The organism is Actinoplanes sp. NBRC 101535 (genome assembly GCF_030269225.1).
Classification (GTDB): Bacteria; Actinomycetota; Actinomycetes; order Mycobacteriales; family Micromonosporaceae; genus Actinoplanes; species Actinoplanes rectilineatus.
On record NZ_BSSY01000006.1, the window covers coordinates 323,383 to 348,608 of the forward strand.

Annotated in this window: 24 protein-coding genes; 13 read left to right on the forward strand and 11 right to left on the reverse strand. The window is 69.9% G+C overall.

The features are described from left to right. Positions 1 to 112 precede the first annotated feature (112 nt). Positions 113 to 715 (reverse strand): ATP-dependent Clp protease proteolytic subunit, encoded by a 603-nt coding sequence (locus QSK32_RS19310; RefSeq protein ID WP_045745814.1) that lies wholly within the window; start codon positions 713 to 715, stop codon positions 113 to 115. Positions 716 to 882: 167 nt separating this feature from the next. Here QSK32_RS19310 and QSK32_RS19315 point away from each other — a divergent pair, with 167 nt between their 5' ends. Continuing rightward, positions 883 to 1,716, forward strand: coding sequence for an Fpg/Nei family DNA glycosylase (locus tag QSK32_RS19315; protein WP_045745815.1), 834 nt, complete (start codon positions 883 to 885; stop codon positions 1,714 to 1,716). A gap of 30 nt (positions 1,717 to 1,746) precedes the next feature. Here QSK32_RS19315 and QSK32_RS19320 read toward each other — a convergent pair whose 3' ends face one another. Further along, complete coding sequence (locus tag QSK32_RS19320) at positions 1,747 to 3,153, reverse strand: polysaccharide deacetylase family protein (RefSeq protein WP_063775563.1); 1,407 nt, start codon at positions 3,151 to 3,153, stop codon at positions 1,747 to 1,749. A 191-nt stretch (positions 3,154 to 3,344) separates the two neighbouring features. Continuing rightward, positions 3,345 to 4,502 (reverse strand): carboxylate-amine ligase, encoded by a 1,158-nt coding sequence (locus QSK32_RS19325; protein ID WP_045745816.1) that lies wholly within the window; start codon positions 4,500 to 4,502, stop codon positions 3,345 to 3,347. Between the two features lie 144 nt (positions 4,503 to 4,646). Here QSK32_RS19325 and QSK32_RS19330 point away from each other — a divergent pair, with 144 nt between their 5' ends. Together QSK32_RS19330 and QSK32_RS19335 are read left to right on the forward strand one after the other, a co-directional pair. Continuing rightward, positions 4,647 to 6,020: a carbohydrate-binding protein gene (locus QSK32_RS19330; protein ID WP_502872542.1), complete on the forward strand. Its 1,374-nt coding sequence runs from the start codon at positions 4,647 to 4,649 to the stop codon at positions 6,018 to 6,020. 318 nt (positions 6,021 to 6,338) lie between these two features. Continuing rightward, positions 6,339 to 7,541 carry a chitinase gene (locus tag QSK32_RS19335; protein ID WP_045745818.1) on the forward strand — a complete coding sequence of 401 codons (1,203 nt, stop codon included), beginning with the start codon at positions 6,339 to 6,341 and terminating at the stop codon, positions 7,539 to 7,541. A 10-nt stretch (positions 7,542 to 7,551) separates the two neighbouring features. On the opposite strand, the gene QSK32_RS19340 is transcribed toward QSK32_RS19335, so the two are convergent. Further along, positions 7,552 to 8,208: a DedA family protein gene (locus QSK32_RS19340; protein WP_157411344.1), complete on the reverse strand. Its 657-nt coding sequence runs from the start codon at positions 8,206 to 8,208 to the stop codon at positions 7,552 to 7,554. 161 nt (positions 8,209 to 8,369) lie between these two features. On the opposite strand from QSK32_RS19340, the gene QSK32_RS19345 reads away from it, so the two are divergent. From QSK32_RS19345 to QSK32_RS19360, 4 genes are read left to right on the forward strand one after another with little or no spacing between them, the layout of a single operon-like run. Further along, the gene (locus tag QSK32_RS19345) at positions 8,370 to 10,016 is read left to right on the forward strand and encodes an alpha-amylase family protein (protein ID WP_045745820.1); all 1,647 of its coding nucleotides are present in this window, start codon (positions 8,370 to 8,372) and stop codon (positions 10,014 to 10,016) included. Positions 10,017 to 10,051: 35 nt separating this feature from the next. Beyond that, positions 10,052 to 10,810 (forward strand): 3-oxoacyl-ACP reductase FabG, encoded by a 759-nt coding sequence (gene fabG, locus QSK32_RS19350; RefSeq protein WP_045745821.1) that lies wholly within the window; start codon positions 10,052 to 10,054, stop codon positions 10,808 to 10,810. 48 nt (positions 10,811 to 10,858) lie between these two features. After that, positions 10,859 to 11,266: a hypothetical protein gene (locus QSK32_RS19355; RefSeq protein WP_245674183.1), complete on the forward strand. Its 408-nt coding sequence runs from the start codon at positions 10,859 to 10,861 to the stop codon at positions 11,264 to 11,266. After that, positions 11,263 to 12,729 carry a glutathionylspermidine synthase family protein gene (locus tag QSK32_RS19360; protein ID WP_245674184.1) on the forward strand — a complete coding sequence of 489 codons (1,467 nt, stop codon included), beginning with the start codon at positions 11,263 to 11,265 and terminating at the stop codon, positions 12,727 to 12,729. Before QSK32_RS19355 ends, QSK32_RS19360 begins: the two co-directional genes overlap by 4 nt. 7 nt (positions 12,730 to 12,736) lie before the next feature. Here the strand turns inward: QSK32_RS19360 and QSK32_RS19365 are convergent, their stop codons facing one another. Together QSK32_RS19365 and QSK32_RS19370 are read right to left on the reverse strand one after the other, a co-directional pair. Beyond that, positions 12,737 to 13,168 (reverse strand): hypothetical protein, encoded by a 432-nt coding sequence (locus tag QSK32_RS19365; protein ID WP_045745824.1) that lies wholly within the window; start codon positions 13,166 to 13,168, stop codon positions 12,737 to 12,739. Further along, on the reverse strand, positions 13,161 to 13,526 hold the full coding sequence (locus QSK32_RS19370; RefSeq protein ID WP_052720968.1) for a hypothetical protein: 366 nt from the start codon (positions 13,524 to 13,526) through the stop codon (positions 13,161 to 13,163). Before QSK32_RS19370 ends, QSK32_RS19365 begins: the two co-directional genes overlap by 8 nt. Positions 13,527 to 13,604: 78 nt before the next feature. Here QSK32_RS19370 and QSK32_RS19375 point away from each other — a divergent pair, with 78 nt between their 5' ends. Together QSK32_RS19375 and QSK32_RS19380 are read left to right on the forward strand one after the other, a co-directional pair. Further along, the gene (locus tag QSK32_RS19375) at positions 13,605 to 14,510 is read left to right on the forward strand and encodes a Gfo/Idh/MocA family protein (RefSeq protein WP_285472676.1); all 906 of its coding nucleotides are present in this window, start codon (positions 13,605 to 13,607) and stop codon (positions 14,508 to 14,510) included. Between the two features lie 329 nt (positions 14,511 to 14,839). Then, the gene (locus QSK32_RS19380) at positions 14,840 to 15,208 is read left to right on the forward strand and encodes a hypothetical protein (RefSeq protein WP_045745827.1); all 369 of its coding nucleotides are present in this window, start codon (positions 14,840 to 14,842) and stop codon (positions 15,206 to 15,208) included. 184 nt (positions 15,209 to 15,392) lie between these two features. Here the strand turns inward: QSK32_RS19380 and QSK32_RS19385 are convergent, their stop codons facing one another. Further along, on the reverse strand, positions 15,393 to 16,385 hold the full coding sequence (locus tag QSK32_RS19385) for an AraC family transcriptional regulator (RefSeq protein ID WP_285472677.1): 993 nt from the start codon (positions 16,383 to 16,385) through the stop codon (positions 15,393 to 15,395). A 294-nt stretch (positions 16,386 to 16,679) separates the two neighbouring features. On the opposite strand from QSK32_RS19385, the gene QSK32_RS19390 reads away from it, so the two are divergent. Then, complete coding sequence (locus tag QSK32_RS19390) at positions 16,680 to 17,036, forward strand: STAS domain-containing protein (protein WP_045745829.1); 357 nt, start codon at positions 16,680 to 16,682, stop codon at positions 17,034 to 17,036. A 102-nt stretch (positions 17,037 to 17,138) separates the two neighbouring features. Here QSK32_RS19390 and QSK32_RS19395 read toward each other — a convergent pair whose 3' ends face one another. From QSK32_RS19395 to QSK32_RS19405, 3 genes are read right to left on the reverse strand one after another with little or no spacing between them, the layout of a single operon-like run. Further along, complete coding sequence (locus QSK32_RS19395) at positions 17,139 to 18,704, reverse strand: MDR family MFS transporter (RefSeq protein ID WP_045745830.1); 1,566 nt, start codon at positions 18,702 to 18,704, stop codon at positions 17,139 to 17,141. Continuing rightward, the gene (locus QSK32_RS19400; protein WP_285472678.1) at positions 18,701 to 19,330 is read right to left on the reverse strand and encodes a TetR/AcrR family transcriptional regulator; all 630 of its coding nucleotides are present in this window, start codon (positions 19,328 to 19,330) and stop codon (positions 18,701 to 18,703) included. Before QSK32_RS19400 ends, QSK32_RS19395 begins: the two co-directional genes overlap by 4 nt. 40 nt (positions 19,331 to 19,370) lie before the next feature. Beyond that, complete coding sequence (locus QSK32_RS19405; protein ID WP_285472679.1) at positions 19,371 to 19,829, reverse strand: hypothetical protein; 459 nt, start codon at positions 19,827 to 19,829, stop codon at positions 19,371 to 19,373. Between the two features lie 213 nt (positions 19,830 to 20,042). On the opposite strand from QSK32_RS19405, the gene QSK32_RS19410 reads away from it, so the two are divergent. The 3 genes from QSK32_RS19410 (at position 20,043) to QSK32_RS19420 (ending at position 24,155) form a co-directional block, all read left to right on the forward strand. Beyond that, complete coding sequence (locus QSK32_RS19410; protein ID WP_045745833.1) at positions 20,043 to 21,779, forward strand: serine/threonine-protein kinase; 1,737 nt, start codon at positions 20,043 to 20,045, stop codon at positions 21,777 to 21,779. 46 nt (positions 21,780 to 21,825) lie between these two features. Beyond that, entirely contained in the window at positions 21,826 to 23,778 is a 1,953-nt protein-coding gene (locus tag QSK32_RS19415; protein WP_285472680.1) for a capsular polysaccharide synthesis protein, read from the forward strand. Positions 23,779 to 23,903: 125 nt separating this feature from the next. After that, positions 23,904 to 24,155, forward strand: coding sequence for a hypothetical protein (locus QSK32_RS19420; protein ID WP_045745835.1), 252 nt, complete (start codon positions 23,904 to 23,906; stop codon positions 24,153 to 24,155). Between the two features lie 5 nt (positions 24,156 to 24,160). Here QSK32_RS19420 and QSK32_RS19425 read toward each other — a convergent pair whose 3' ends face one another. Next, on the reverse strand, positions 24,161 to 25,171 hold the full coding sequence (locus tag QSK32_RS19425; protein ID WP_045745836.1) for a glycoside hydrolase family 18 protein: 1,011 nt from the start codon (positions 25,169 to 25,171) through the stop codon (positions 24,161 to 24,163). Between the last annotated feature and the right edge of the window lie 55 nt (positions 25,172 to 25,226).

The window sequence follows — 25,226 nt, forward strand, 5'->3', positions numbered from 1 at the left end:
TCCTTGGCGGGGGTTTGATCACGCATTCTCGGGGGACGTCGCTTCCTATACCCCCGGAAAGCAGAAACGACACGAAGGGCGGGATCGCCCTTCGTGTCGTCTCCGAGGTGATCTAGACGATCGAGCCCACGTGCACGTCGCTCGTCCGCGCGATCACGTGGTCGACCAGGCCGTACTCCTTGGCCTGCTGGGCGGTGAACCAGCGGTCACGGTCGGAGTCGCGCTCGATCTCCTCCGGCGTGTGCCCGGAGTGGAAGGCGATCCGCTCGTTCATCACCGTCTTGATGTGCAGCATGCTCTCGGCCTGGATGGCGATGTCGGCCGCGGTGCCGCCGATGCCGCCGGAGAGCTGGTGCATCATCACGCGGGCGTGCGGCAGTGCGTAACGCTTGCCGGGGGTGCCGGCGCAGAGCAGGAACTGCCCCATCGAGGCGGCCATGCCCATCGCGATCGTGGCCACGTCGTTCTTGATGTACTGCATCGTGTCGTACACCGCCATGCCGGCGCTGATCGAGCCGCCGGGCGAGTTGATGTACAGGGAGATGTCCTTCTCCGAGTCCTCGGAGGCGAGCAGGAGCATCTGGGCGCAGATGCGGTTGGTCACCTCGTCGTTGACCTCGCTGCCGAGGAAGATGATCCGCTCCCGCAGGAGCCGCTCGAACACCTGGTCGTCGAAGGTGGCCCCGCCACCACGCATGGTCGGTTCAGAAGTCATGTGCCCACCCTCTCGCATTCCGCGGTACAACTGCTCCACCCTCTCCCAGCGGAGCGCAGGATCCCAGTGATTCCCCTCAGGGCGAATCCGCTGAGGGCAGAATGCCACCCCAGTGGCGCTGATCACGCCGAATCGGCGGCGCCCCGGCCGGCGGATAGCTTTGTCGCGTGCCCGAGGGACATACCATTCACCGCCTGGCCGCCCGCCATCGCGAGATCTTCGCCGGACACCCGGTGGCGGTGAGCAGCCCGCAGGGGCGTTTCGCCGCGGGCGCCGCGCTGATCGACGGCCGTGTGCTGCGCGACACCGAGGCCTACGGCAAGCATCTGCTGCACCACTTCGACGACGACCGGACCCTGCACGTCCATCTGGGTCTCTACGGCAAGTTCGCGGAGGGGACCCCGCCGCTGCCGGACCCGGTCGGGCAGGTCCGGATGCGGATGTCCGGCGCCGGGCACTGGCTGGATCTGCGTGGGCCGACCGCCTGCGAGGTGCTGGAGCCGCCCGCGGTGGACGCGCTGCGTTCCCGGCTGGGCGCCGACCCGCTGCGCGACGACGCGGATCCGGAGCGGGCCTTCCCCCGTCTGCGGTCGAGCACCAAGCCGCTGCCGGCGCTGCTGATGGACCAGTCCATCGTGGCGGGTTGCGGCCTCATCTACGCCAACGAGGTGTTGTTCCGGGCCGGCCTGTCGCCGCGGACCCCGGGCACCGCGCTCGACCGGGCGCGCTGGACGGCGATCTGGGACGACCTGCGGGCGCTGATGAAGGAGGGCGTGGTGCGCGGGCGCATCGACACGGTGCACACCGAGCACACGCCGGAGGCGATGCGGCGGGCGCCGCGGGTGGACCGGCACGGCGGCGAGGTCTATGTCTACCGCCGCTCCGGGCAGCCCTGCCTGGTCTGCGGCACGCCGGTGACGACGGGCGAGATGGCCGGCCGCAACATCTACTGGTGCGCGACCTGCCAGCCGGAGCCGCCGACGAGAAAGGGCCGCGGCTGAGACAGCCACGGCCCTTTCACCAGAGGTGACTCAGGGCGTGGAGACCTGGAGGGTCGTCCCGTCCGTCGTGACCGGTGACGCCGACCCGCTCGGGCTCGGTGCCACGGTGCCGGGCGAGGTGCTCGGCGTGCTCGGCTCCGGGGACGCGGGCGTCTCCGGGGTCTCGCCGCTCTGCTGTTCGCCGGGGATGCCGATCTCGAAGTTGGCGGCCAGCCACGGGAGCAGCTTCTCGTACGCCTTGATGGTCCCCGGCTGGTTGAAGTCGTGCGAGAGCACGATCGACCCCTGCCGGGTCTCCTTCTTGACGATCGAGATGATCCGCTTGATCCGCTGGGCGTCGCTCTCGCCGTCCGGGTGGTCCCAGTCGCGCGGGTCGACCTCCCAGTAGAGCGAGGTCTGCCCGTTGGCGTACGCCGTCTTCACCAGACGGTCGGTGAAGTTGCCGCCCGGGGCGCGGAAGAACGGGATCTCCGCGTCCGGCACGGCGGCGCGGATCGCGGCGTCGGTCTTCTGCAGGTCCGCGGTGATGTTCGCGGCCTTCTTCTTACCGATGCTCAGGTCGTGGTTCCACGTGTGGTTGCACAGCACGTGGCCCTCGTCCACGATCTGCCGGACCAGGTCCGGGTGCCGCTGCGCCTGGGTGCCGACCAGGCAGAAGACCGCCTTCAACTGGTACGTGTCCAGCATCTTCAGGATCTTCGGCGTCTGCTCCGGGTCGGGGCCGTCGTCGAAGGTCAGCGCCACCACCGAGGATCCGGTGGTCTTCAGCGAGTCGTGTGGTCCGTCCCCTGCCGGGACGCTCACCTTCGCCGTCTCGGACGTCGCCGGACGTTCGGCGCTGCGGGACGGCTCGGGGGCGGGCGGGCTCGGGGCCTCGGTGGCGGCCGGCTGAGCCGGGACCGCGTCCGGGACCTCTTTCTCCGCGGGGACGGTCGCCGGTTTCTTCGCCGGCTGGCCGCTGATCCGCTCCGCGACGGCCTGGGCCGCCGCGTTCATCACGCTGGTGCTCTCGCCGTCCTTCTGCTGGAACGGCATGGCGGTGAGCAGCAGGCCGGCCGCGACGAGGGTCGCGAGCAGCAGCTGCGGTTTGTTCTTCGCGCTCTTCAGCAGTCCGTCGAATCGGCGGGCCGAGGGGGCGCGATGGGCTCCGCTCGAGGACCGGTAGGTGCCGGGGCGGTCGGTCGGCTGTGGCTGCCAGCGCGGACCGGTGTTCCCGCCCCTGCGGTTCTCGGAACGGTGACGCGCGGCGCGAGAGACGTACGCCGTGGCGTCGGGGTCGGCCGGTTGCCGCGGGAGCGGAACCGGCCGGGTTTTCGTGTCGGCGAGCCCGGCGACCGTGGTGTAGTCAGCCAGTGAATCCGGTCGCCGGTGCCGCCCGATCGGGGTGTTTTCGTCGCCGACTCGCGGCGATGAGTGTGGACTTCTGTGCGGCGGCATCCGTCATTGCTACCGTGCCGCAAGATCGAGCGCGATACCAAATCGGTCACCGTCGCATTACACAGAGAGATATCTGCATGTCACGACGGGTGGGAAAGATTTGTGTTTCCTGTGATCCCGACCCTTAGTGCATTGATGCAAGTCTCTTTATAGGTGGCTCTGGGTAATGGTATTCGTGGGATCGCTCCCACTCATTCTCCACCGCGGGTGGCGAGTGCCATCGCGTCGACCACGTCGCCGACCGTGGCACCCCGGGCGAGCATCGCCCGCTGGCGGGCCGCGCCGGTGCCCCGCTCCCGCAGCCGCTCCATCAGTGCGGTGACCGTCTCCAGATCGCCGTGTCGCTCGAGTTCCGGGCGTACGTAGTCGAAGAGCTGGCGCATCAGTCGCCAGGCCGGCCGGGCCTCCCGGGTGGCCATGTCGATGTTCATGCCCTCCAGGCCGTCGTGCGCGGCCCGCCAGTGCGCGGCCATCAGCAGCGGGTGCGGGACGTCCGGGGCCTCGGCGCCCGCCTGTACCTCGCGGACCAGGGTGGCGACCAGGGCCCGGGTGAGCGCGGCGAGAAGCATCGCGTCGTCCAGGGTCGGCGAGACGTCACCCATCCGGATCTCGACGGTGGGATACGTCGCGGAGAGCCGGGCGTACCAGTAGAGCATCCCCTCGTCGAGCATCGCCCCACTCGCCTGCAGGTCGGAGATGAGCGTCAGGTAGTGCTCGTGCGAGTGCAGGTACGGCGTGGGCCCCACGGTGGGCCAGCGCTCCCACATCATCGAGCGCCAGCTGGCGTACCCGGTGTCGCGGCCGCCGAACAGCGGGGAGTTCGCGGTGGCCGCCTGCAGGGTGGGCAGCCACGGGCGCAGGTGGTTGAGCACTTGGACGCCGGTCTCCGGGTCCGGGATGCTGACGTGCACGTGGGTGCCGCACATGCCCGGTCCGGGGGAGAGGTCGCCGTAGAAGTCGCGCATCCGGTGGTACCGCGGGTTGTCGACCAGGCGGGCGTTCGGGCCGGGCGCCGGTCCGGTGCCGACGGCGAGAAGGCGTGCGCCGGCCCGTCCGGCGGCGTCGGCCAGTCCGGACCGCAGCCCGCGCATGGCGGTGGTCAGCTCGCCCAGTTCCAGCTCCGGTGGGCTGGCCACCTCGATCTGGGTCCGGTAGTACTCGTGCTGCACGCTGTCACGCAGGTGGTCCGGCAGCTCCGCGAAGGTCTCCTCGACGGCCTCCACCGCGCGCGGTTCCACGGCGTCGACGAGTAGGTACTCCTCCTCGATCCCGAGGGTCAGCAGGTCGTTGCGTGCGGCTCTCGCGGCGAGCTCCTCGGAGATCACCGTTCCCTCGGTCGCTGTGTCCATGGCTCGTGCTTACCCGGAGCGTTTTCCCCGGAAACCGCGCCGCGACCTGCGAAAAGATAGGTATTGATCCATATTGACAACGATGCGAAACCGGCGTGAAACTTTCGGGAGAGCGCTCTCTCTGCTGAGAAAGGCGAATCCCCCATGTCTGATCCCCGTAGAACCGTGCGGCGGGCGGCCGTCGCGATGGCCGCGATGCTCGCGACCGCCGCCTCGATCACCGTCGTCACCCGTGCCGACGCGGCCGTCCCCACCGCCCCGGCCGGCATGACCACCGTCTTCAGCGACGACTTCACCGGTGCGTCCGGCACCGGCGTCAACACCACCAACTGGCGGTACAGCACCGGCACCGGATATCCCGGCGGCGCCGCCAACTGGGGCACCGGCGAGATCGAGACGATGACCAGCTCGACCGCGAACGTCTACCAGGACGGCACCGGCAACCTGGCCATCAAGCCGATCCGGGACGCGGCCGGCAACTGGACATCCGGCCGCATCGAGACCCAGCGCACCGACTTCGCCGCCCCGGCCGGCGGCAGGATGCGCATCGAGAGCCGGATCTCGCAGCCCAACGTGACCGGGGCGGCCGCCGCCGGATACTGGCCGGCCTTCTGGGCACTGGGCGACGCGGCCCGGCCGGTCGGCGCGACCAACTGGCCGAGCATCGGCGAACTGGACATCCTGGAGAACGTCAACGGGCGGCCGAGCGTGTTCGCGGCCCTGCACTGCGGCACGAACCCCGGCGGCCCGTGCAACGAGTCCACCGGCCTGGGCAGCGGCGAGCGGGCCTGCACCGGCTGCCTCGGCAACTTCCACACGTACGCGATCGAGTACGACCGCAGCACCTCGCCGGAGCAGTTGCGCTGGTACCTCGACGGGGTCAACTACTTCACCCTGAACTCGACCGTCGTGGACGCCACCACCTGGAACAACGCGACGCACCACGGGTTCTTCGTGATCCTGAACGTGGCGATGGGCGGCGGGTTCCCGGCGGCTTTCGGTGGCGGTCCCACCGCGGCGACCCAGTCCGGCGTGCCGATGCTGGTCGACTACGTGGCGGTCTACCAGTCGTCCGGTTCGTCGCCGACCACGCCGCCGCCGAGCGGGACCGGGCGGGACGCCTACTCGGTGATCGAGGCGGAGTCGTACAACGCGGCCTCCGGTGTCTCGCTGGAGACCAGTTCCGAGGGCGGCCAGAACGTCAGCTACATCGCGAACGGCGACTGGCTGCAGTACGACAACGTCGACTTCGGCACCGGCGGGGTGAAGGACTTCGTGGCCCGGGTGGCCTCCGGTGCGGCGACCGGCGTGAGTGGGCTGGTCGAGGTGCGGATCGACAGCCGGAGCAACGCGCCGATCGGCAGTTTCGCGCTCGGCGGCACCGGCGGCTGGCAGACCTGGCAGTCGATTCCGGGCAATGTGTCCAATGTGTCCGGTAAGCACACGGTGTTCGTGACCTTCACGTCCGGGCAGTCCGCCGACTTCGTCAATCTCAACTGGTTCCAGTTCCGCCGGTAACCGGTCACTACCGGGACTATGGCCGCTGACCTGCGGTCATAGTCCCTTTTTCATATTTAAGGATGTTTAAGGTTCAGCCTCTTTACAGGAACTGTTAACAGTCTTAAAGATTGACTGTCATGAGGCTCTCCCGATCGGTGATCCTGACCACCCTCACCGCCCTGCCGACCGGAACGGCCGCGACCTGGGTGGCGGGGGACGCCGCGGCTGCGCGATGACCTGGTCCATCAACTGGGACGTCGGCAACGGCGACGGCTGAGCGAACACGATCTACCCCCACCTCGGCACCCTTCCCTGAATCCCCCTGGAGCGTTCCCCGTGAAACTCAGCAGAAAGATCGCCGTCGTCGCGGCGGTCGCGGCGACCGGAGCCTTCGCCGCGATCCTCCCGATGTCCGTCTCGAACGCGGCCACCGCCTGCGCGGGCGCCTGGACGTCGACGGCGGTGTACGTCAAGGACAACGTGGCCTCGCAGAACGGCCACAACTACACGGCGAAGTGGTGGACGCAGAACGAGGCGCCCGCCACCCACAGCGGGCAGTGGGACGTCTGGATCGACAACGGTGCCTGTGGCGGTGGCACCGACCCGACCACTCCGCCCACCACTTCGCCGACCACCCCGCCGACGACACCCCCGTCGACCGGCACGAAGATGGCGTCCGCGCCCTACATCTATCCGGGCTGGGGCAACCCGCCGGCGCCGGCGACGGTCGTCAACGCCACCGGCATCCGGGCGTTCACCATGGCGTTCGTGCTGGCGAACAACGGCTGTAACCCGGCGTGGGACGGCGAGACCGGCCTGACCGGCGGCGTCCACGCGAGCACCATCGCGGCCATCCGGGCGGCGGGGGCCGACGTGGTCCCGTCGATCGGCGGTTGGAGCGGCAACAAGCTCGGCCCGAACTGCGCGTCGGCGGAGGCGCTCGCCGGGGCGTACCAGAAGGTGATCGACGCTTTCGCCCTGACGGCCATCGACGTGGACATCGAGAACTCCGACGAGTTCGAGAACACCGTGGTCCAGGACCGGATCCTCGGCGCCCTGAAGATCATCAAGCAGAACAACCCGGGGGTGAAGACGATCCTCACCTTCGGCACCTCGACGACCGGCCCGAACTACTTCGGCACCCGGCTGATCCAGCAGGCCAAGGCGCTGAACGCGAACATCGACATCTTCACCCAGATGCCGTTCGACTTCAGTGGCGGCGCGGACATGTACGCCTCCACCGTCGGCGCCACCGAAGGCCTGAAGAACACGCTGAAGACCACCTTCGGGTACACCGACGCGCAGGCGTACGCGCACATCGGCATCTCCGGCATGAACGGTCTCTCCGACCAGCAGGAGGTCACCACGGTGGAGACCTGGACCCGCATCCGGGACTACGCGAAGAACAACGGGCTGGCCCGGTTCACCTTCTGGGCGGTCAACCGGGACCGCGGCTGCGCCGGTGGCGGCGTGGTCAGCGACTGCTCCGGCATCGCGCAGGACACCTGGGCGTTCACCCGGGTCAGCGCCGGTTTCTGACGCACGGTTCTCAGGCGCGGTCGTCCACCCGGGCGGCCGCGCCCCGGCGTTTACGGACCTTCCGGACCACCCACGAACCGATCATGAAGGCGAAGAACGCCCAGATCGCGTAGTCGAACCAGTGGCTGTACTTCTCCACGTCCTGCCAGCGGGAACCGAGCGCGTAGCCACCCCCGATGAACAGCGCGTTCCACACGCCGCTGCCGATCGCGGTGAAGAGGGCGAACTGCCCGATCGGCATCGCGTTGGCGCCGGCCGGGATGGAGACCAGGCTGCGGACCACCGGCGCGCAGCGTCCGAAGAGAACCGCGGCGCGCTCGTGCCGTTCGAACCAGCGGTCCGCCTTGTCCAGGTCGTCCAGGTCGACCAGCGGCAGCCGGTCCAGCCAGCGGCGCAACCGGTCCTCACCGAGACCCCGGCCCAGCCAGTAGAGCAGCAGCGCGCCGCCCAGCGCACCCAGCGTCGCGGTGATCCAGACCAGCACCAGGCCGACCCTGCCCTCGCTGGCCAGATAGCCCGCCATCGACAGCACGATCTCGCTGGGAATCGGCGGGATCAGGTTCTCCAGGGCGACCAGCAGGCCGACCCCGACCTCCCCGAACGAGTCGATCACCGAGGCGACCCACCCGGTCAGCCCACCGGCACTGCTGAGATCACTTTCCGCCATGCATATCCCTCCCCTTGACCGTTCCTCCTACCCCGATCGTCACCGGTGAACCGCGTTCCGCATACCGGACGACTTCCGCCGTGACTACGCAGGGCAGCCGTCCGGCGTACTCCCGGGGGAGTGACGTTTTGACGGCTGGGGACGCGGTCACTTAGAGGGGCATGAGTGACCGGTGGTACGAGAATGCAGTCGTCTACTGCCTGGACATCGACACTTTCGCCGACGCGAACGGCGACGGTGTCGGTGACATCCAGGGCCTGATCGGGAGGCTGGACTACCTGGCCAGGCTGGGGATCAACTGTCTGTGGCTGCACCCGATCCACCCGACGCCGGACCGCGACGACGGTTACGACGTCACCGACTTCTACGCCGTGGACCCGCGGTTCGGCACGCTCGGTGACTTCGCCGAACTGCTGCACCAGGCGGAGAACCGCGGCATCAAGGTGATCATCGACCTGGTGGTCAACCACACCTCCGACCAGCATCCGTGGTTCCAGTCGGCACGGAAGTCGGCGGACTCCCCGTACCGCGACTGGTTCGTCTGGAGCGAGACCGAGCCGTCCGACCGCAAGCAGGGCATGGTCTTCCCGGGTGAGCAGAACGAGACGTGGACCTACGACCGGACCGCGAAACTCTGGTACTACCACCGGTTCTACAAGTTCCAGCCGGACCTGAACATCAACAACCCGGCCGTCCGCGCCGAGATCAAGAAGATCTGCGCGTTCTGGCTGCAGCTCGGGGTGGCCGGCTTCCGGATGGACGCGGTGCCGTTCATCATCGAGCAGACCGAGCCGGGCAACCCGAACTCGCCGAAGGACATGGAGTTCCTCACCGAGCTGCGGCAGTTCGTGCAGTGGCGCAAGGGTGACGCGGTGCTGCTGGCCGAGGCCAATGTGGAGCCCGCCGAGCTGCCCAAGTTCTTCGGCGACGGCAACGGCTCCGGCAACCGGATCCACATGCTGTTCGACTTCCTGCTCAACGCCAAGCTGGTGCTCGCCCTGGCCCGGCAGGACCCGGAACAGATCATCGACGCGTTGCGGGACACCCCGACGCTTCCGGACGGCGGTCAGTGGGCCACGTTCCTGCGCAACCACGACGAGATCGACCTGTCGCGCCTGACCGCCGAGCAGCGCCAGGAGGTGTTCGAACAGTTCGGACCGGACGAGCGCATGCAGGTGTACGGGCGGGGCATCCGCCGTCGTCTGGCACCGATGCTGGGCAACGACCGCCGCCGCCTGGAACTGGCGTACGCGCTGCAGTTCAGCCTGCGCGGCACGCCGGTGCTGCGGTACGGCGAGGAGATCGGGATGGGGGACGACCTGGCGCTGGACGGGCGCGGCGCGATCCGTACCCCGATGCAGTGGTCGGTGCTGCCGAACGGCGGCTTCTCCTCGGCGGATCCGGCCGACCTGGTGCGCCCGGTGATCGACGACGGCGAGTACGGATATGAGCAGGTCAACGTCACCCGGCAGCGGCACGACACCCAGTCGCTGCTGTCCTGGTTCGAGCGGATGATCCGTACGCTGAAGGAGTCCCCGGAGATCGGCTCGGGGAGTTGCACGCACGTCGACCTGCCGGCGCCGCGGGGCGTGCTGGTGCACCGGGCCGACGCGCGGACCGGGACCATGCTGTTCGTGCACAACCTGTGCAAGGAGGCCGGCGAGATCGACCTCAGCAGCCTGGCCGAGGAGACCGAGTTCCCGAACGACGTGCTCGCCGACCAGGAGTACCCGGAACCCGGCGACCTCAGCAAGATCAGGGTCGAGGGCTACGGCTACCGGTGGATCAGAATGCGCAGAACCTTCTAAGGTCGCGTGGTAGCGAAGATCACACCGGAGGCGATATGTCAGAGAACAGCAGAGTGGCGGTAGTGACCGGTGCCGCCCGCGGTATCGGCGAGGCGATCGCCCTCAAGCTCGCCGCCGACGGCCTCGCGGTCGCGGTCGTCGATCTCGAGGAGGGCGGGTGTGCCAGCACGGTCACCGCCATCCACGACGCGGGTGGCACGGCCGTCGCGATCGGCGCGGACGTGTCCGATCCGGCCCAGGTCTCGGCGGCCGTCGAACGCATCGTCGCCGAGCTGGGGCCGCCGACCGTACTGGTCAACAACGCCGGTGTGCTGCGGGACAACCTGCTCTTCAAGATGACCGAGGACGACTGGGACACCGTGCTGGCGGTCCACCTGCGGGGCGCGTTCCTGTTCTCCCGGGCCGTGCAGAAACACATGGTCGACGCGGGGTTCGGGCGGATCGTCAGCCTGTCCAGCACGTCCGCGCTCGGCAACCGCGGGCAGGCGAACTACGCCGCGGCGAAGGCCGGCCTGCAGGGTTTCACCAAGACCCTGGCCATCGAACTCGGTAAGTTCGGGATCACCGCCAACGCGGTGGCCCCGGGCTTCATCGTGACCGACATGACCCGTGCCACCGCGGCCCGGATGGGTGTCGATTTCGGCGATTTCGAGAAGGCGACAGTGAGTCAGATCCCGGTCGGCCGGGCCGGTCGACCCGAAGATGTGGCGAACACCGTATCGTTCCTGGTCAGCGAAGGCGCGGGGTTCGTCTCGGGCCAGGTCGTCTATGTCGCCGGTGGTCCGCGGGACTGACACTGGCGCCTTGCCGAGAAGGTTTACAAAGAAATCATGAACCGACGCATGAGCTCCCGAAGCGTGTCGTTGACCAGCACGTTCCTCCTGCTGGCCGCGGGCGGTGCGGCCGCCTGCGACAACGGCGGCGGCAACCAGTACGTGGACGAGGGTTTCTACTGCGCGGACGCCAACGGTGTCGTCGTCGACGAGGACTACTGCGACGACGACCGGGGCGGGAGCGGCGGCGGCGGTTTCTTCATCTGGCACTCGTCCGGATACAAGAAGGGCTACCCGGTCGGCAGCAGACTGCCGGCCGGGGGCAGCAAGTTCGCGTACAACGACACCTCGTCGCGGACGAAGTTCGGCCTGCCCAGCAGCGGGAAGATCTCCAACGGCACGGTGAAGACCAGTGTGGTCGGCAAGGGCGGTAGCGGCACCAGCCGGTCCGGCTCCGGCACGAAATCGGGTGGATGACGATGCGGCGGATCGCGTACGGGCCGGTACGGGACGGCTGGCAGCTGACCAATTTCAGTCTCGGGCTGACGTACAACGACACCGAACTGCCGGACGGCACGATGCGGTCGTACTGGCAGGAGGGGCCGCACTACGACTTCACCGCCGCCGAGATCGAGGAGTTGGAGACCGCGACCTCGACCCTCTACGCGATGTGCCTCGAAGCCGGCGACTGGATGGTGCAGCAGTGCCCGCGACGCACCGCCGAGGGTCGTAAACAGGGCTTCTTCACGTCGGTCTGCAACGACGAGACGTGTTTCCTGTCCCGGATCGGCATCCCCGAGTACACCCACGAGCAGATCATCCGGACCTGGTTCGACGGCGACGCGGAGACGTGGACACACCACGACAAGGACCCGGACATGCGCCTGCCGATGCAGACGCCGGACTGGTCGCCGACCGTTTACGGTCGCTTCGACCTCTGGTACAACGGCGCCGGCAGCACCCCGCGGCTGCTCGAGTTCAACGCGCAGACCCCGACGTCACTGGTCGAGGCCGCCGTCATCCAGTGGCACTGGATGGACCAGACCGGCGTCACCCGGCACCCCTGGCGGCAGTGGAACTCGATCCACGAACGCCTGGTCGGCTGGGAGGCCGCCGACGGTGAGCCGGCCAACCCGGGCGCCTGGCGGCGCAACATCGGCAAGCTGCGCGAGGCACGGACCTGGCTCCCGGAGAAACCCAAGATCTTCTTCGCGTACGAGACGGCCGAGACGTCCGGTGAGGACCGGATGAACGTCGCCTACCTGATGGCCACCGCGGAGGAGGCCGGCTATCCGGTCGAACTGATCGCGATGAGCCAGATCGGCTGGGACGTGGCCGGTGACCGTGTGCTGTTCGTCCCGGCCCCCGGACAGGAACACCGCGCCGAACCGATCGACGTGATCTTCATGCTCTACCCGTGGGAGTGGTTCTGGCACGAGGAGGGCGGCAAGGCCTTCTTCCGGAACATGGCCGACCCGCAGAAACGCGGCACGGTCTGGATCGAGCCGCCGTACAAGGCCGCGCTGCTCGGCAACAAGGCGCTGCTGCCGGTGCTGTGGAGACTGTTCGGCGACGACCCGGAGCGGGGCCGGTACCTGCTGCCGTCCTACTTCGCGGAATCCTCGAAGGCTGCGGCGCTCACGTCGTACGCGAAGAAGCCGGTCTGGGGTCGTGAGGGCGGCTCGGTGACCCTGGTCCGTGACGGTGTGCCGCTCGTCGCCAACCCCTCGGAGTACGGCTCGGACGGGCGCTACATCGTCCAGGAGCTGTGCGAGCTGCCGGCCTTCGAGTCGCTGGAGGGCACCGCGCACCCGGTGATCGGTTCGTGGCTGATCGACGGTGAGCCGGCGGGCATGGGCATCCGCGAGGGCGTCGGCACGGAGGGCCTGGTCACCCGGGACTCCTGCAACTTCGTGCCGCACACCATCGAGGCCGGCTGACCGGGGATCAGGCCGCCGGGCGGTGGCGCCAGATCCACCAGAGGCCGACGAACGGCAGGACCAGCGGGACGTATCCGTAACCGCTGCCGAAGTGCGACCACACGGTGTCGTGCGGGAACGCGACGCTGTCGACGACGCTGAGCGTGCCGATCACCAGCACGCCGATCAGCTCCAGGGTGCAGCTGACCAGGGCGATCAGCCGGCCGCGCGTGCCGCCCACGGCGAGTCCGGCGGTGGCCGCGATGTAGATCGCTCCGGCCAGCGCGGACAGCAGGTAGGCGAGGGGCGCCTCGCTGAACTTGGTGCTGATCTGGACCAGGGCACGGGCGCTCGCGGAGAGCGCGAAGATGCCGTAGACCAGCAGCAGGACCCGGCCGAGGCCGGTGCCGAGGGCGGCGTCGCCGGGGCGGGCGGACTTGACGGGGGCGGTATCAGGCACCGGTCACCGACGCGATCTGCTGCAGGCGCAGCACGAGAACGGGTAGGACGAGGCAGCCGATCCCGAGGATCAGACTGCCGAAACGGGTGGGCTCCATCTTGGCCAGCACCAGGGCGGTCGGCCCGAACCCGATGGTGGTGATCATGTAGCCGATGTAGGTCGTGGTGTCGGACGGCTGCTCCCCGGTCAGCAGGCCGGCGACCGCGACTCCGAGCAGCACCGTGACGAGGGCGCTGAGCAGACCGACGGCGATCAGGTCGGCGCGGCTGGGAGCGCGGTTCAGCGCGGACCGCAGGAGGTACCACGCCGCGAGGACGAGCGAGACGACGATGGTCGTCACCGACAGGGGACCGTTCACCCGGGAAAGGTTACTGATCCGTCGCTGTGCTGGTAACTTCCGGCCCGGAGATCGGTCGACACGAGGATGGGCGATCAGGTGCGCTTCGGACTATTCGGAACGGGACCTTGGGCACACCTGGCGCACGCGCCGGCGCTGGCGGCACATCCGGAGGTGGAATTCGCCGGCGTCTGGGGACGTGACGCCGGACGGGCGGCCGGGCTCGCCGCGGAGTACGGCGCGCGGGCGTACTCCGATGTCGACGAGCTGATCGCCGAGGTGGACGCGGTCGCGGTGGCGCTGCCGCCGGACGTGCAGGCGCCGATCGCGCTGCGGGCCGCCCGCGCCGGACGGCACCTGCTGCTGGACAAGCCGGTCGCGACGGTCGCCACCGAGGCGGCGGAGATCGCCCAGGCGGTCGAGGACCACGACGTCGCATCGGTGGTGTTCTTCACACGCCGGTTCGCCCCGGAGATCGCCGGCTTCCTGGACGACGTGGTGGCGATCGGCGGCTGGAGCGAGGCCCGCGTCGACCACCTCGGCTCGATCTTCACACCGGACAACCCGTTCGGCGCCTCCCCGTGGCGGCGGGAACGCGGCGGCCTCTGGGACGTCGGCCCGCACGCGCTGGCCCTGGTGCTGCCGGTGCTCGGGCCGGTGGCCGAGGTGACCGCGATGTCCGGCGAGCGCGATCTGACGTACCTGCTGCTGCGGCACGGCAGTGGCGCCACCAGCCGTCTGACGCTGTCGGTGGACGCGCCGCCCGCGGCCGCACGCGAGGAGGCGGTCTTCGCCGGGGAGGCCGGGGTGCGCGCGGTGCCGCCGGCCCTCTGGAAGCCGGATGTGGCCCTGGGTACGGCCCTGGACCAGTTGCTGCGCGCGGCGGCGGGCGGTCCGGGGCCGGAGTGCGACGCGCGATTCGGCGCCACCGTGACCGCGATCCTGGCCGCCGCCGAACTCTCGGCCCGCGACGGTGTCCGTGTCCGCCTGGACGAATCCCGCTGAGGCCGGGTCTGTCCCGGGTTCCCGCGGGCAGACGGGGTGCCGGGTGTCCCTGCTGGTGCGCTCCGGCGACCGGGTTCGGCGGTCGCCCGGTTACTCGCGTCCACTGCGGGTAACCGGGGTGGAAGTCGAACTGAGCGCTAACTGGACAGAACCTGCGCGTTACGGATGGACGGAAAGTAGCGAGCCGAATACATTTTCGGCTTGTCACGTGCACCGGGGTGGACTGCCCGGCGGAGGTCACGCCGGGCCGGCGGAGCCGCCCCCGGCACGTGAGGGGTGAGGGGGATGCACCACATGACCGACCGCACCGCAGAGCAGGAGACAGGGCCGTGACCGGCCTGTGGGACGCCGAGCGGGACGCGCACGAGGTGGCGCGGGCGCTGGCCGGGCTGGCGGCCCTGCTGCGCGACCACGAGCCGGCCGGCGAGACACCCGGAGACGCGGCACGGGACGAGGTGAGCCGCCGCATGCTGCTGAACCTGGCGGAGGACGGCGAATCGGCGGCTGAGCGGGTGGTGGCGTACCTGCGGCGGCAGCGCGCCGCCGGGGACGACGGTGAGCAGGTCGCGGTGCCACCGCGGCTGGGACCGTGGCGGGACTGGTCGCCGACCCGGGGCCGGATCTTCGGCGGAACCGCGACGGCGCCGCGCCGGACCGACGGCATCCCGCGGCCGCGCCGCTGCGACCCGGGAGAGTGAACCGGCGTCCGCGCCACCCGTGAGTCCCGGTCCGCGCCCCGTGCCGACGTGCGGCCGGTGCATGACCCCGTCCGGGTGATCTCACGGTTCGCGGCGACTCACGGCAGGTGAACGACCCGCCCGGGTGATCACGGGTCGCGATGACGTGCAGCCGGTGAACGACCCGTCCGGGTGACTCTCGGGGTCACCCGGACGAGGAGCGCAGCGTCTCCGATGGTGATTCGCCGAACCGGGCCCGGTACGCAGAGGCGAACCGCCCCAGGTGGGCGAAACCCCACCGGTTGGCCACCTCGGCGACGGTGAGCCGGGCCGGCCCGCCCTGCCGCAGCGCCTCGTGCGACCGGTCCAGCCGGACCTGCTGCAGGTACGCCATCGGAGTGCACCCGACGTGCCGCCGGAAGCCCTCCTGCAGGGACCGCACGCTGATGCCGGCGACGGCGGCCAGGTCACTGACGGCGAAGGAGCGTTCCGGCTCGTCGCCGATCGCGGTCAGGGCCCGCCGGATGGCCCGGGGTGGACCGGTGCCGCCCGGGGTGACCAGTTCCTCGTGGTACGGGTGCGGCACGCTCAGCAGCAGGCCGCTGAGGACGCTGCTGCAGAGCTGTTCGGCGATGAGCGGCTGGTGGATCAGGCTGCTCTCGTGGTCGAGTTCCTCGTGCAGGAGCCGGACCAGGCGGCTCCAGCTCTGTGCCGGGCCGGCGGTCAGGTCGAAGGCCGGGGGCAGGTCGATCGGGCCGTCCACCGGGTGGCCGAGCAGCGTCGCCAGTTCGGATTCCAGGGCCCACGGTTCGATCCGCACGTCGATGCCGGCCGACTGCGCCTCGTGCCGCAGGTGGACCTGGTCGCCGGGCCGGAACGTGACCGCGGCGGCCGGTGTCGCGGTGACCTCCCGGCCGTCGCGGACGGCCCGGACACGCCCGGCGGTCGGCAGATTCAGGTGGTACGCGTCGGCTTTCGGTGCGACGACTGTCACCGATCCGGCGAAAGTGAGATGACCGACGGTGAGCGGTCCGAGTTGGATCACATCCCCGTCGACCTCGGGATCCGCGCCGTCGGGGGTGGTCACCGACACCGGGTCGTAGAAACGATTCAGAATCTCCCGCCCCTGGTCGGCGACGCCGTCGTGGTAGGGGCCGAAGCCCGGTGCCGGCGTCTCTCCGGGTAGGGCGTCAACCATTCCGCCCGGCGCTCCATCGCATACGGTGAGTATTCTTTCCGATGCTGTGGACAGTCAACGCGGCCCGCCATGCACTGACCGATCCAGCACATTCCGGCCATATGAACTACTCTGGCGTTCCGCGCCTACGTGGCGTAACTTGCACACCAGCGGATTGTTGTAGGAACGCGGGTTTGCGTTTCCGGCGTCCCCCAGCGAGCGCTGCTCGCGTCCGGCTCTGTTCCACGGCCGGCGCATCGTGTCCCGCGGAAAGTCGGCGTTCAGCTCCGGCTGCACGCCAGGAAGAGGGCAGCTGTGTATCTGCCGATCACGACCCGCCAGCTGGCCGACGGCACTGTCGAGGTCGCTCCGAGCGGTGAGATCGATCTCGACAACGCACACGTCATGCGGGACGCGGTCAACGAGGTCCTGACCAGCATGACGCCGAGTCGCATCTGTCTGGATCTGCAACGCGTGATGCTGATCGACAGCATCGGGATCGGCATTCTGGTCGCCTGTTTCCACACTGCCGCGGCGAGCGGCGTCAAGCTGGTGGTCAGTCACCCCAGCGCCACGGTCTACCGCCAGCTCTGGGTCTCCGGCCTGGTCGGCCTGCTCGGGTGCGCCGAGCCGCCGTCGCCGCGGACCTCGGTGGGCCTGCGACCCTCCTGACCGACGACCGGCCCGGCTCTCGTGACGAGAACCGGGCCGTTCGTGTAGCTCCCGTCCCTGAACCGGGCCGGAGGGCAGAGCCCCGAGGTCAGAGCCGCGAGGTCAGTGTGCGGAGGCCGCGGCCTGCTCCCGCGCGGCACGCTCCTCGCCGGACAGCTCGGAGAGCGGCTTCTCCTTGATGAACAGCACCGCGATCACCGCGAGGAACGCGATCGGCGCCCCGACCAGGAACAGGTCGGACGTGGCGGTGCCGTAGATGTCCTGGACCACCGTGAGCACCTCGGGCGGCAGCGTGCTGATGTCCGGGACCTCGGTGGAGCCGCCCGAGTCGGGCGTGCCGAACCGCTCGGCGAACAGCGTGCTGACCCGGTGGGAGAGGACCGCGCCGAGCGCGCTGACCCCGATGGAACCGCCCATGCTGCGGAAGAACGTCAGCGCCGAGGTGGTGGCGCCCAGTTCGGTGGCGGGCACCTCGTTCTGCGCGGCCAGCACCAGGTTCTGCATCAGCAGGCCGACGCCGATGCCGAGCACCGCCATGTACACCGAGAGCAGCACCACGCTCGTGTCCGCGCCGATCGTGCTGAGCAGCAGCATTCCGGTGGTCATCACCACCGCGCCGGCCACCAGGTAGGCCTTCCACCGGCCGTACTTGGTGATCAGGGCGCCGGCCACCGTGGAGGAGACGAGCAGGCCGAAGACCATCGGCAGACCCATCAGGCCGGCGACGGTCGGCGTCTTGCCGAGCGAGATCTGGAAGTACTGCGACAGGAACACGGTCCCGCCGAACATCGCCACGCCGACCAGGATGCTGGCGACGATGGTCAGGGTGACCGTGCGGTGCCGGAAGATGCCGAGCGGGATGATCGGCTCGGCGGCCTTGGATTCGGCCCACACCGCGAGCGCGAGCAGGGCCAGGCCACCGGCCACCATGGCGGCGGTCTGCCAGGACGCCCAGTCGAACTTGTCACCGGCCAGCGTGGACCAGATCAGCAGGGTGCTGACGCCGCCGGTGATGAGCAGCGCGCCCAGCCAGTCGATCTTCACCTCGCGCTTGACCACAGGCAGGTGCAGGGTCTTCTGCAGCAGCGCGATGGCGATCAGCGAGAACGGCACGCCGACCAGGAAGCACCAGCGCCAGCCCAGCCAGGAGGTGTCCACCAGGACGCCGCCGATCAGCGGTCCGGCGATGGTGCCGACGCCGAAGACCGCGCCGAACATGCCGGAGTACCGGCCGAGTTCGCGGGGCGGGATCATCGCGGCCATCACGATCATCGACAGAGCGGTCATGCCACCCGCGCCGACGCCCTGGATGACCCGGCTGACCAGCAGGATCTCCACGTTCGGGGTGAAGCCGGCGACCAGCGAGCCGGCCACGAACAGGCCGAGGGAGAGCTGGATCAGCAGCTTCTTGCTGTAGAGGTCGGCCATCTTGCCCCAGAGCGGGACGGTGGCCGTCATGGCGAGGAGTTCGGCGGTGACGATCCAGGTGTAGACCGACTGACTGCCGTTGAGGTCGGCGATGATCCGGGGCAGCGCGTTCGCCACCACGGTGGAGGCGAGGATGCTCACGAACATGCCGATCAGCAGGCCGGAGAGAGCCTGCACCACCTCGCGTTGCGTCATCCGGCCGGCGGTCTCGGGTTTGTCGGGGGGTGCGGTGGCTGTCATGACTGCGCTTTCTCGGAAGGAGGGTGGGAGAGGCCGGCGGCGAGCACGCCGACGGCTTCGCGGAAGTGGTCGAGGAAGGATGCGGTGTTGTCGGGCGCGGCCCAACGGCACAGCGCGACCCGTAGGGCGGCGCCGGCGGCCGCGGCGACGACGGCCGGGTACGCCGAGTCCGGGCCGGTGCCGGTGCGTTGCCCGATGGCGTCGGCCATCTCCTGCTCGGCGGTCATGCCGGCGGCGGCGAGCAGCGGGAGCAGTTGCGGGTTCTTCTCGAAGACCCGCATCCGCAGCAGCCAGAGGTCCCGGTCCTCTTCGACCCGGGCCAGGCCGGGGGTGAAGACCTCCAGCAGGGCGTCCGGTACGGACCTGTCGGCGGGTACGGCGCGGAGTTCCTCGCCGGGGTTGGGGCAGCCCTCCAGGGGGTCGCCGACGAGGGCGTCGTCCCTGGTGGCGAAGTAGTTGAAGAACGTGCGCGGCGAGACCCCGGCGTCGGCGCTGATGGCGTCGACGGTCACCCGGTCGGCGCCGTGGGTGTCGGCGAGGCGCAGGGCGGCGCCGATCAGGGCCAGGCGGGTCTGCCTGCGCTTGGTTTCGCGCACGCCGGGGCGTTGCGTGTTCTCCGGGGTCACTCCAGGAGGCTACGCAGAAACTTGCAGAGACTGCAAAGTTTTAATCGTTGAGTTGTGTGTGCTCGATCTCGCCGAGCGCGGCGGTAAGCCACGGCGCCACCGGACGCCCGGTGAGCAGATCGGTGATCAGGAAGATCGCGTTGTGGACCAGCGCGTCCGGCTTCGGGGCCGCGGCGCCGTCCTCGTCCAGCACGCCCAGCGCGCCGGCCAGCAGCCAGAGCGTCACCTGCGGGTCGGCGTCCGGCCAGGAGCGCACGCATCCGGCCAGGGCGGCCCGCGCGTCGTCGGCGGTGAGCCCGTCCGGGTGACCGTCCTCGAGCAGCAGCCGGACCACGGTGCCCAGGATCAGGCCGGTCTGCGTGGGGTCGAGCCCGGCCAGCCGTTCGCCCGCGGCGGCGAAGGCCGCGGTGTCACCCTCCCGGAGCGCCGTGACGGCGGCTGTGGTCGAGGCCGCCACCGGCCGGGCGGGTGCGGGGAGGTGCCGCCAGCTTTCCGTCATGGGCAGACCCTACGGCCGGGCGGCACGGGGTTCCCCGCGGCACCCGGTGATCAAGGCGGGCAGGCGATCGCCGGGCTCCTTGAATCGATCATGAAGGGCGGTCGTGTCAATTCATCGAATGGCGTAGAAAAGGGACATGAAATGTGAGAGGTGAATGTCGTTCGAGTGTTCTCGGATGTGCGAATCGGCGCGGCTTTCGGCAGACTGCCTCAAGTGGAGGAGGAGCGGAAACTCGGCGGCCGGTACCGGTTGGAGAAGGAACTCGGCCGGGGCGGCATGGCGGTGGTGTGGCGGGCGGTCGACGAGGTGCTCAACCGGCCGGTCGCGGTGAAGCTACTGGCCGGGAGATATGTGGGTGACCCGCGTTTCCGGGCCCGGATCCTGCACGAGGCGCGGGCGGCGGCGACCCTCTCGCATCCCAACATCGCGCAGGTCTACGACTTCGGGGAGTCGTCGGAACACGGCCGGACGGTTCCCTATGTCGTCATGGAATTGATCAACGGGCCGACATTGCAACAACGGGTCGCGCGCGGCCGGATACCGCCGCGGACGGTGTTCCGGATCTGCGGCGAGATCGCCTCCGCGCTGGCCGCCGCACACGACGACGGACTCGTGCACCGCGATATCAAACTCGCCAATGTCATGGTCACCCCGGCCGGCGCCAAGGTGGTGGACTTCGGCATCGCGGCGGTGGCCGGCCCGGCGTCGCCGGAGGACGCGCTGCTCGGAACGCCGGCGTACCTCGCACCGGAACGTCTCACCGGCGGCACGATCGAGCCCGCCTCCGACGTCTACGCGCTCGGGGTGCTGCTCTACCGGCTGCTGGCCGGGACCTCCCCGTGGACGGTCGAGACCACCACGCAGATGCTCACCGCCCACGTCCACATCGAGCCGGCGCCGCTGCCCCGGCTGCCCGGTGTGCCGTCCGAGGTGGTCGACCTGGTGGCCCGCTGCCTGGCCAAGGAACCCACCGACCGGCCGGGCGCGGACGAGGTGGCGGGCCTGCTGGGTGACGCGGCCGAGGCCGCGAGCGCTTTCCGGGCGCCGGGGGTACGCGGTGACGACCGCGGATCCCGGGCGGCGACCGTCCCGGATCCCGAGGCGGAGCAGCCGGTCGCCGATCCGACCGCGCCCCTCTTCCCGCCGCCGGTCGACGGGGTGGCCGTGACGGGTGAGGGCGCCGACGACGTGGCCCTGGTCCGGGAGAGCATGGCGTCGGTCCGGGGCCGGTCCGAGGGCGGGGCCGCCACGGGACGGGCACGCGGAGCGCCCGCCACGGCGCCCGGCGGCGGCGCGGCCACCACGGGACGGGCCGGTTCCGGTTGGCGGGCCTTGCGCGTACCCCTGCGATCGAAGCGTGCCAAACTCCTGGCCGGCGCCCTGACCGCGGCCCTGATCGCCGCCCTTCCCCTGCTCATGGCCGGTGGCGGCGGGAGATCCGGTGCCGAGCCGGGGATCGCCGCGCCGCCGGTGGTGTCCCCGTGGGTGCGGGAGACCGAGGCCGTCGCTCCGGTCGGCAGCCGGCCCACCGAGGCCGCGACCCGTCCCGGCCGGACGCCGTCGGCAGCCGCCGGAGCCTCGGGGTTCCCGTCGTTCGCGGCGGTGCCGATCCCGGAGCCCGCCGAGTCGTCCGGAGCGCTGCCGCCGGAACCGTCGGCCGGTGTCTCCTCGGTGGCGCCCGAACCGAGCGTCACGGTCAGCGTCACGCCCACCTCCCCGGCGCCGGAGGGCACCGTCCTGAGCTCACCCGGCGGTTCGGTACTGGCCCGCTGCGCGGACGGCGGAGCCGAACTGCTGGCCTGGGAACCGGCCTCCGGGTTCACCGTGCAACGCGTCGATCCGGGGCCGTCGCTGGCGCCGTCGGTGGTCTTCGCCGGGCGGTTGAGCCGGTACCGGATGAGCGTCACCTGTGTCTCCGGCCGACCATCCGCAGTAGTCCTCCCGATCTGACCGGTAAACCACCGAAATTCCCTTAACGTGTCTTGTGGAGGACCCGATGACGCCGATCGCCACGCTCCGGTCCCGGCTGGCCCGGGTGCGGACGGCCGTGACCGGACGCCTGCACCCGCCGGCGCCGCCGGTCGCGCCGGCCCTGGTCAACCTGGTGCCCGACCCCGGATTCCGGGGCGCACCGGACCGGCCGCTCGAGACCGGCGGGGTGTTCGTGAGCCCGCACTGCTCCTGCGATTTCACCGAGGTGCCCGGCCGGCCCGGCACCACCGGAGCCCGGGTCGAGGGCGTGTCCACCGGCAACGACACACACATCGCGCCGGGCGGGCGCACCGCCTCCGGCGAGTTCCGGCTCGGCATGCGACCCGGCCGCACCTACACCGCGAGCGTCTCGGTCCACCTGGCCGAGCCGCTGACCGGCGCACTGCACCCGGCGGCCCTGAGCCTGACGCCGGTCGCCGTCGCCGACGGCACGACGCGGATCCTGGCCCGGTCGGCGCCGGCCCGCAACGAGTGCGGCCACCACCGGATCAGCGTCACCTTCACGGTGCCGGAACAGGCCCGCGGCGCCGGGATCCGGCTCGTCGCCGGGATGGCCCAGGGCGGCGGCGTCGTGCACTTCTACGACTACTCGCTCATCGAGACCGCGGTGACGGCCGAGCATTTCGACGGCTCCACACCGGACGATTTCTTCCACACGTACGCGTGGAACGGCGAACCGGACGCGTCGCCGTCGACCCGGCGGCTCCGGACCCGGCCGTCGGCGGACCCGGCCGCGATCGGGGCGGAGGCGGTACGCCTGGCGGCCTCCGGCGCGGCCGAGGAGGCGGCCCTGCTGCGGTCGCTGGTACCCGGGGACCGGATCACCGCGGCCCGGGTGGCGCTGGCCCTGGGCGACCAGGACGCCGGGATCCGCGCGCTGCGGCGGGTGACCCGCGACGGCGATCCGGACGGCGCGGCCGCGTACGAACTGGGCCGGATCGCCCTGGCCGAGCACCGCTGGCCGGCCGCCGAGAAACTGCTGCGCGGCGCGGTGGCGAAACGGCCGGACGCCGTCGAACGGGGGTACGCCCTGGCGTTCGCCTACGACAAGTTGAAGCGGCGCGACGACAGCCGGCGGGCCACGGCGGCCGCGCTGGCGTACGACACCGGTCTGCCCTTCGACGGTCCGGCGGTGCTGGGCATGGACGTCAAGTGCTACGGCGCCCGCCGCGAACTGGGCCTGTTCGTCGCCGAGCACCTGGACCAGATCCGCAGGCAGGCCGATCAGCGTCTGGCCCGGCCGGTGACCAGCGGCTTCGACCAGCCGATCTTCGTGTACTGGGGGCAGGGTTTCGACAGTGCCCCGCCGGTGGTGCGGGCCTGCCTGGCGGCGCTGCGGGACCGCAACCCGGACAGCCGGGTGCACGAGCTCAGCGACGCGAACGTCGGCAGCTACGTGGACGTCCCCGGCGGTCTGCCGGAGGCGCTCGGCGGCGACCGGACGCACTTCTCCGACCTGCTGCGGTTGCTGCTGCTGGAGAAGTTCGGCGGCGTCTGGGTGGACAGCACCTGCCTGGTCACCGAGCCGTTGCGGCCGCACGTCACGGCGGCGCTGGAGCGGAGCAGCCTGTTCGCCTTCAACTACACCGGGCCGTACATCTCCAGCTGGTTCCTGGCGGCCCGTCCCGGCAGCTATCCGGTGCATCTGTGGCGGGCTGCCTGCTTCCTCTGGTGGGAGCGGCGCGGCGAACTGATCGACTACTTCCTGATGCACCACGTGTTCGAGATGCTGCACCACCTCGACGAGCGGTTCCGTGCCGAGTGGGACGCGGGCCTGCGCCGGGGTTCCCGGCCGCCGCACGCGTTGCAGTCGGTGATGTTGCAGCCGTACGACCCGGTGGCCTACCGGACGATCCTGGACGGGTCGTTCGCCCACAAGCTGCGTTTCAAGTACGAACCGCACGAGATGCACAGCGAGTCGTACCTGGCCCGGATCATCCGTGGTGACCTTCCGTGATCCCGCGACCACACAGGCTCCGTGCGGAGTTCGCTAAGGAGATTCGTAGGGTCGATTCCTAATGTCGTGGGAGTCGCGCATATCCGTAGGGGATCCGTGCGCGGCGTCGCGAAGGGAATCGACAGATGATCCGCAGTGCCACCATGTCCGAAGAGGTCGCCGGCGTTCAGGTCTTCGTCGACGGGACCGGCCGCCGCAAGCGTCTGCTGGCGGTCGTCGGCTTCTTCGTCGCCCTGTTCGCGGCCCTGTACATCGGCGTGGTCGGCGCCAGTGTGGTGCAGGCCGCGGACGCCGGCCTCACCACGAAGGCCTCGCTGTCGACCACCGCGACGGCGACCGCCACGGCGTCGGCCTCCAGTTCCACCACGTCTTCCTGAACCATTTATCCGTCGAAATTCGTGAACAGTTTCGTGAATTCGTAGTCGGACTGGGTCAGGCCGCTGCAGGTGCTCTGCACCGTGCCGTCGGTGCAGCCGCCGTTGTCGCGATTGACCGACCAGAACCGGACGTATCCCAGGTTCTTGTCCCCGGCGAAGTCGAGCAGGGTCTGCGCGTCGGACGCCCGGGTCACCGGACCGGTGTCGTTGACGCCGATCATCGGGGTCACTCCCAGCATCGCCCAGAGCTCCTCGTCGTCGGCGTCGGTCCAGATGTCGGCCAGGTCGGCCTGGACCGCCCGGGTGGCACTGACCATGTCGTCACCCCAGGAGCTCTCCTGAGAGAAGTTCATCGTCATCGCGTTGACGGTGATCTCCAGGCCGGCGTCCTTCGCGCTCTGCAGCAGGGCGATCGTCGTGTCGGTGAGGCCGAGCACACTCCCGCCCACCGGCACGGTCAGTGAGACCGCGGCGCCCCGGTCGGTCTGCAGGGTCTTCAGGGCCGCGGTCACCGTGCCGGGGGTGACCGTCTGCTCGATGTCCACGTCGAGATAGTTGCTGCCGGCCGCGTCGAGGGCGGAGGAGTAGGCCTCGGCCAGCTTCTCGGCGGTGCAGACGTTCTCCAGATAGGTACCGGTCGCCCCGCCGGTGGAGACGATCACGTCGCCGTTCGCCGCCTTGATCTTCTCGATCTCGGACTGGACGGTGTCGTCCTCCAGGCTCTTGGTGCCGCCCCACGTGGGGGTGCACTCGCCGGAGCTGTCGGCGAGCAGGAACGCCAGGGTGTAGTCGGCCTGGCCGCTCTTCTCGGCGGCCTCCGCGATGTCGACCGTGCCGCTCACGATGTCGATGTACGGCGCGACCCTCGGCATCGACTGGCTCGCCGACGACGTCGTCTGCGGGGTGCTGGTGGCCGCGGTCGTTCCGGAGTCGCCGCTACTGCCGCTGCACGCCGTCGCGGCGAGCAGGAGCACGACGGACGCGGTGCCGGCGAACCGGCGGTGTATCGGGCGCACCCAGGCACTATCGCACTCCCGAACAGGCCTTTTCGCTGACTCAGCGAAGCCGGGG

Excerpts from the sequence above, each read along its gene's own strand:
- QSK32_RS19310 (WP_045745814.1), bottom strand. The coding sequence starts at position 715 with ATGACTTCTGAACCGACCATGCGTGGTGGCGGGGCCACCTTCGACGAC.
- QSK32_RS19320 (WP_063775563.1), bottom strand. The coding sequence starts at position 3,153 with ATGCCGCCGCACAGAAGTCCACACTCATCGCCGCGAGTCGGCGACGAA.
- QSK32_RS19325 (WP_045745816.1), bottom strand. The coding sequence starts at position 4,502 with ATGGACACAGCGACCGAGGGAACGGTGATCTCCGAGGAGCTCGCCGCG.
- QSK32_RS19330 (WP_502872542.1), top strand. The coding sequence starts at position 4,647 with ATGTCTGATCCCCGTAGAACCGTGCGGCGGGCGGCCGTCGCGATGGCC.
- QSK32_RS19340 (WP_157411344.1), bottom strand. The coding sequence starts at position 8,208 with ATGGCGGAAAGTGATCTCAGCAGTGCCGGTGGGCTGACCGGGTGGGTC.
- QSK32_RS19345 (WP_045745820.1), top strand. The coding sequence starts at position 8,370 with ATGAGTGACCGGTGGTACGAGAATGCAGTCGTCTACTGCCTGGACATC.
- fabG (WP_045745821.1), top strand. The coding sequence starts at position 10,052 with ATGTCAGAGAACAGCAGAGTGGCGGTAGTGACCGGTGCCGCCCGCGGT.
- QSK32_RS19355 (WP_245674183.1), top strand. The coding sequence starts at position 10,859 with ATGAGCTCCCGAAGCGTGTCGTTGACCAGCACGTTCCTCCTGCTGGCC.
- QSK32_RS19360 (WP_245674184.1), top strand. The coding sequence starts at position 11,263 with ATGACGATGCGGCGGATCGCGTACGGGCCGGTACGGGACGGCTGGCAG.
- QSK32_RS19385 (WP_285472677.1), bottom strand. The coding sequence starts at position 16,385 with ATGGTTGACGCCCTACCCGGAGAGACGCCGGCACCGGGCTTCGGCCCC.
- QSK32_RS19395 (WP_045745830.1), bottom strand. The coding sequence starts at position 18,704 with ATGACAGCCACCGCACCCCCCGACAAACCCGAGACCGCCGGCCGGATG.
- QSK32_RS19405 (WP_285472679.1), bottom strand. The coding sequence starts at position 19,829 with ATGACGGAAAGCTGGCGGCACCTCCCCGCACCCGCCCGGCCGGTGGCG.
- QSK32_RS19415 (WP_285472680.1), top strand. The coding sequence starts at position 21,826 with ATGACGCCGATCGCCACGCTCCGGTCCCGGCTGGCCCGGGTGCGGACG.
- QSK32_RS19420 (WP_045745835.1), top strand. The coding sequence starts at position 23,904 with ATGATCCGCAGTGCCACCATGTCCGAAGAGGTCGCCGGCGTTCAGGTC.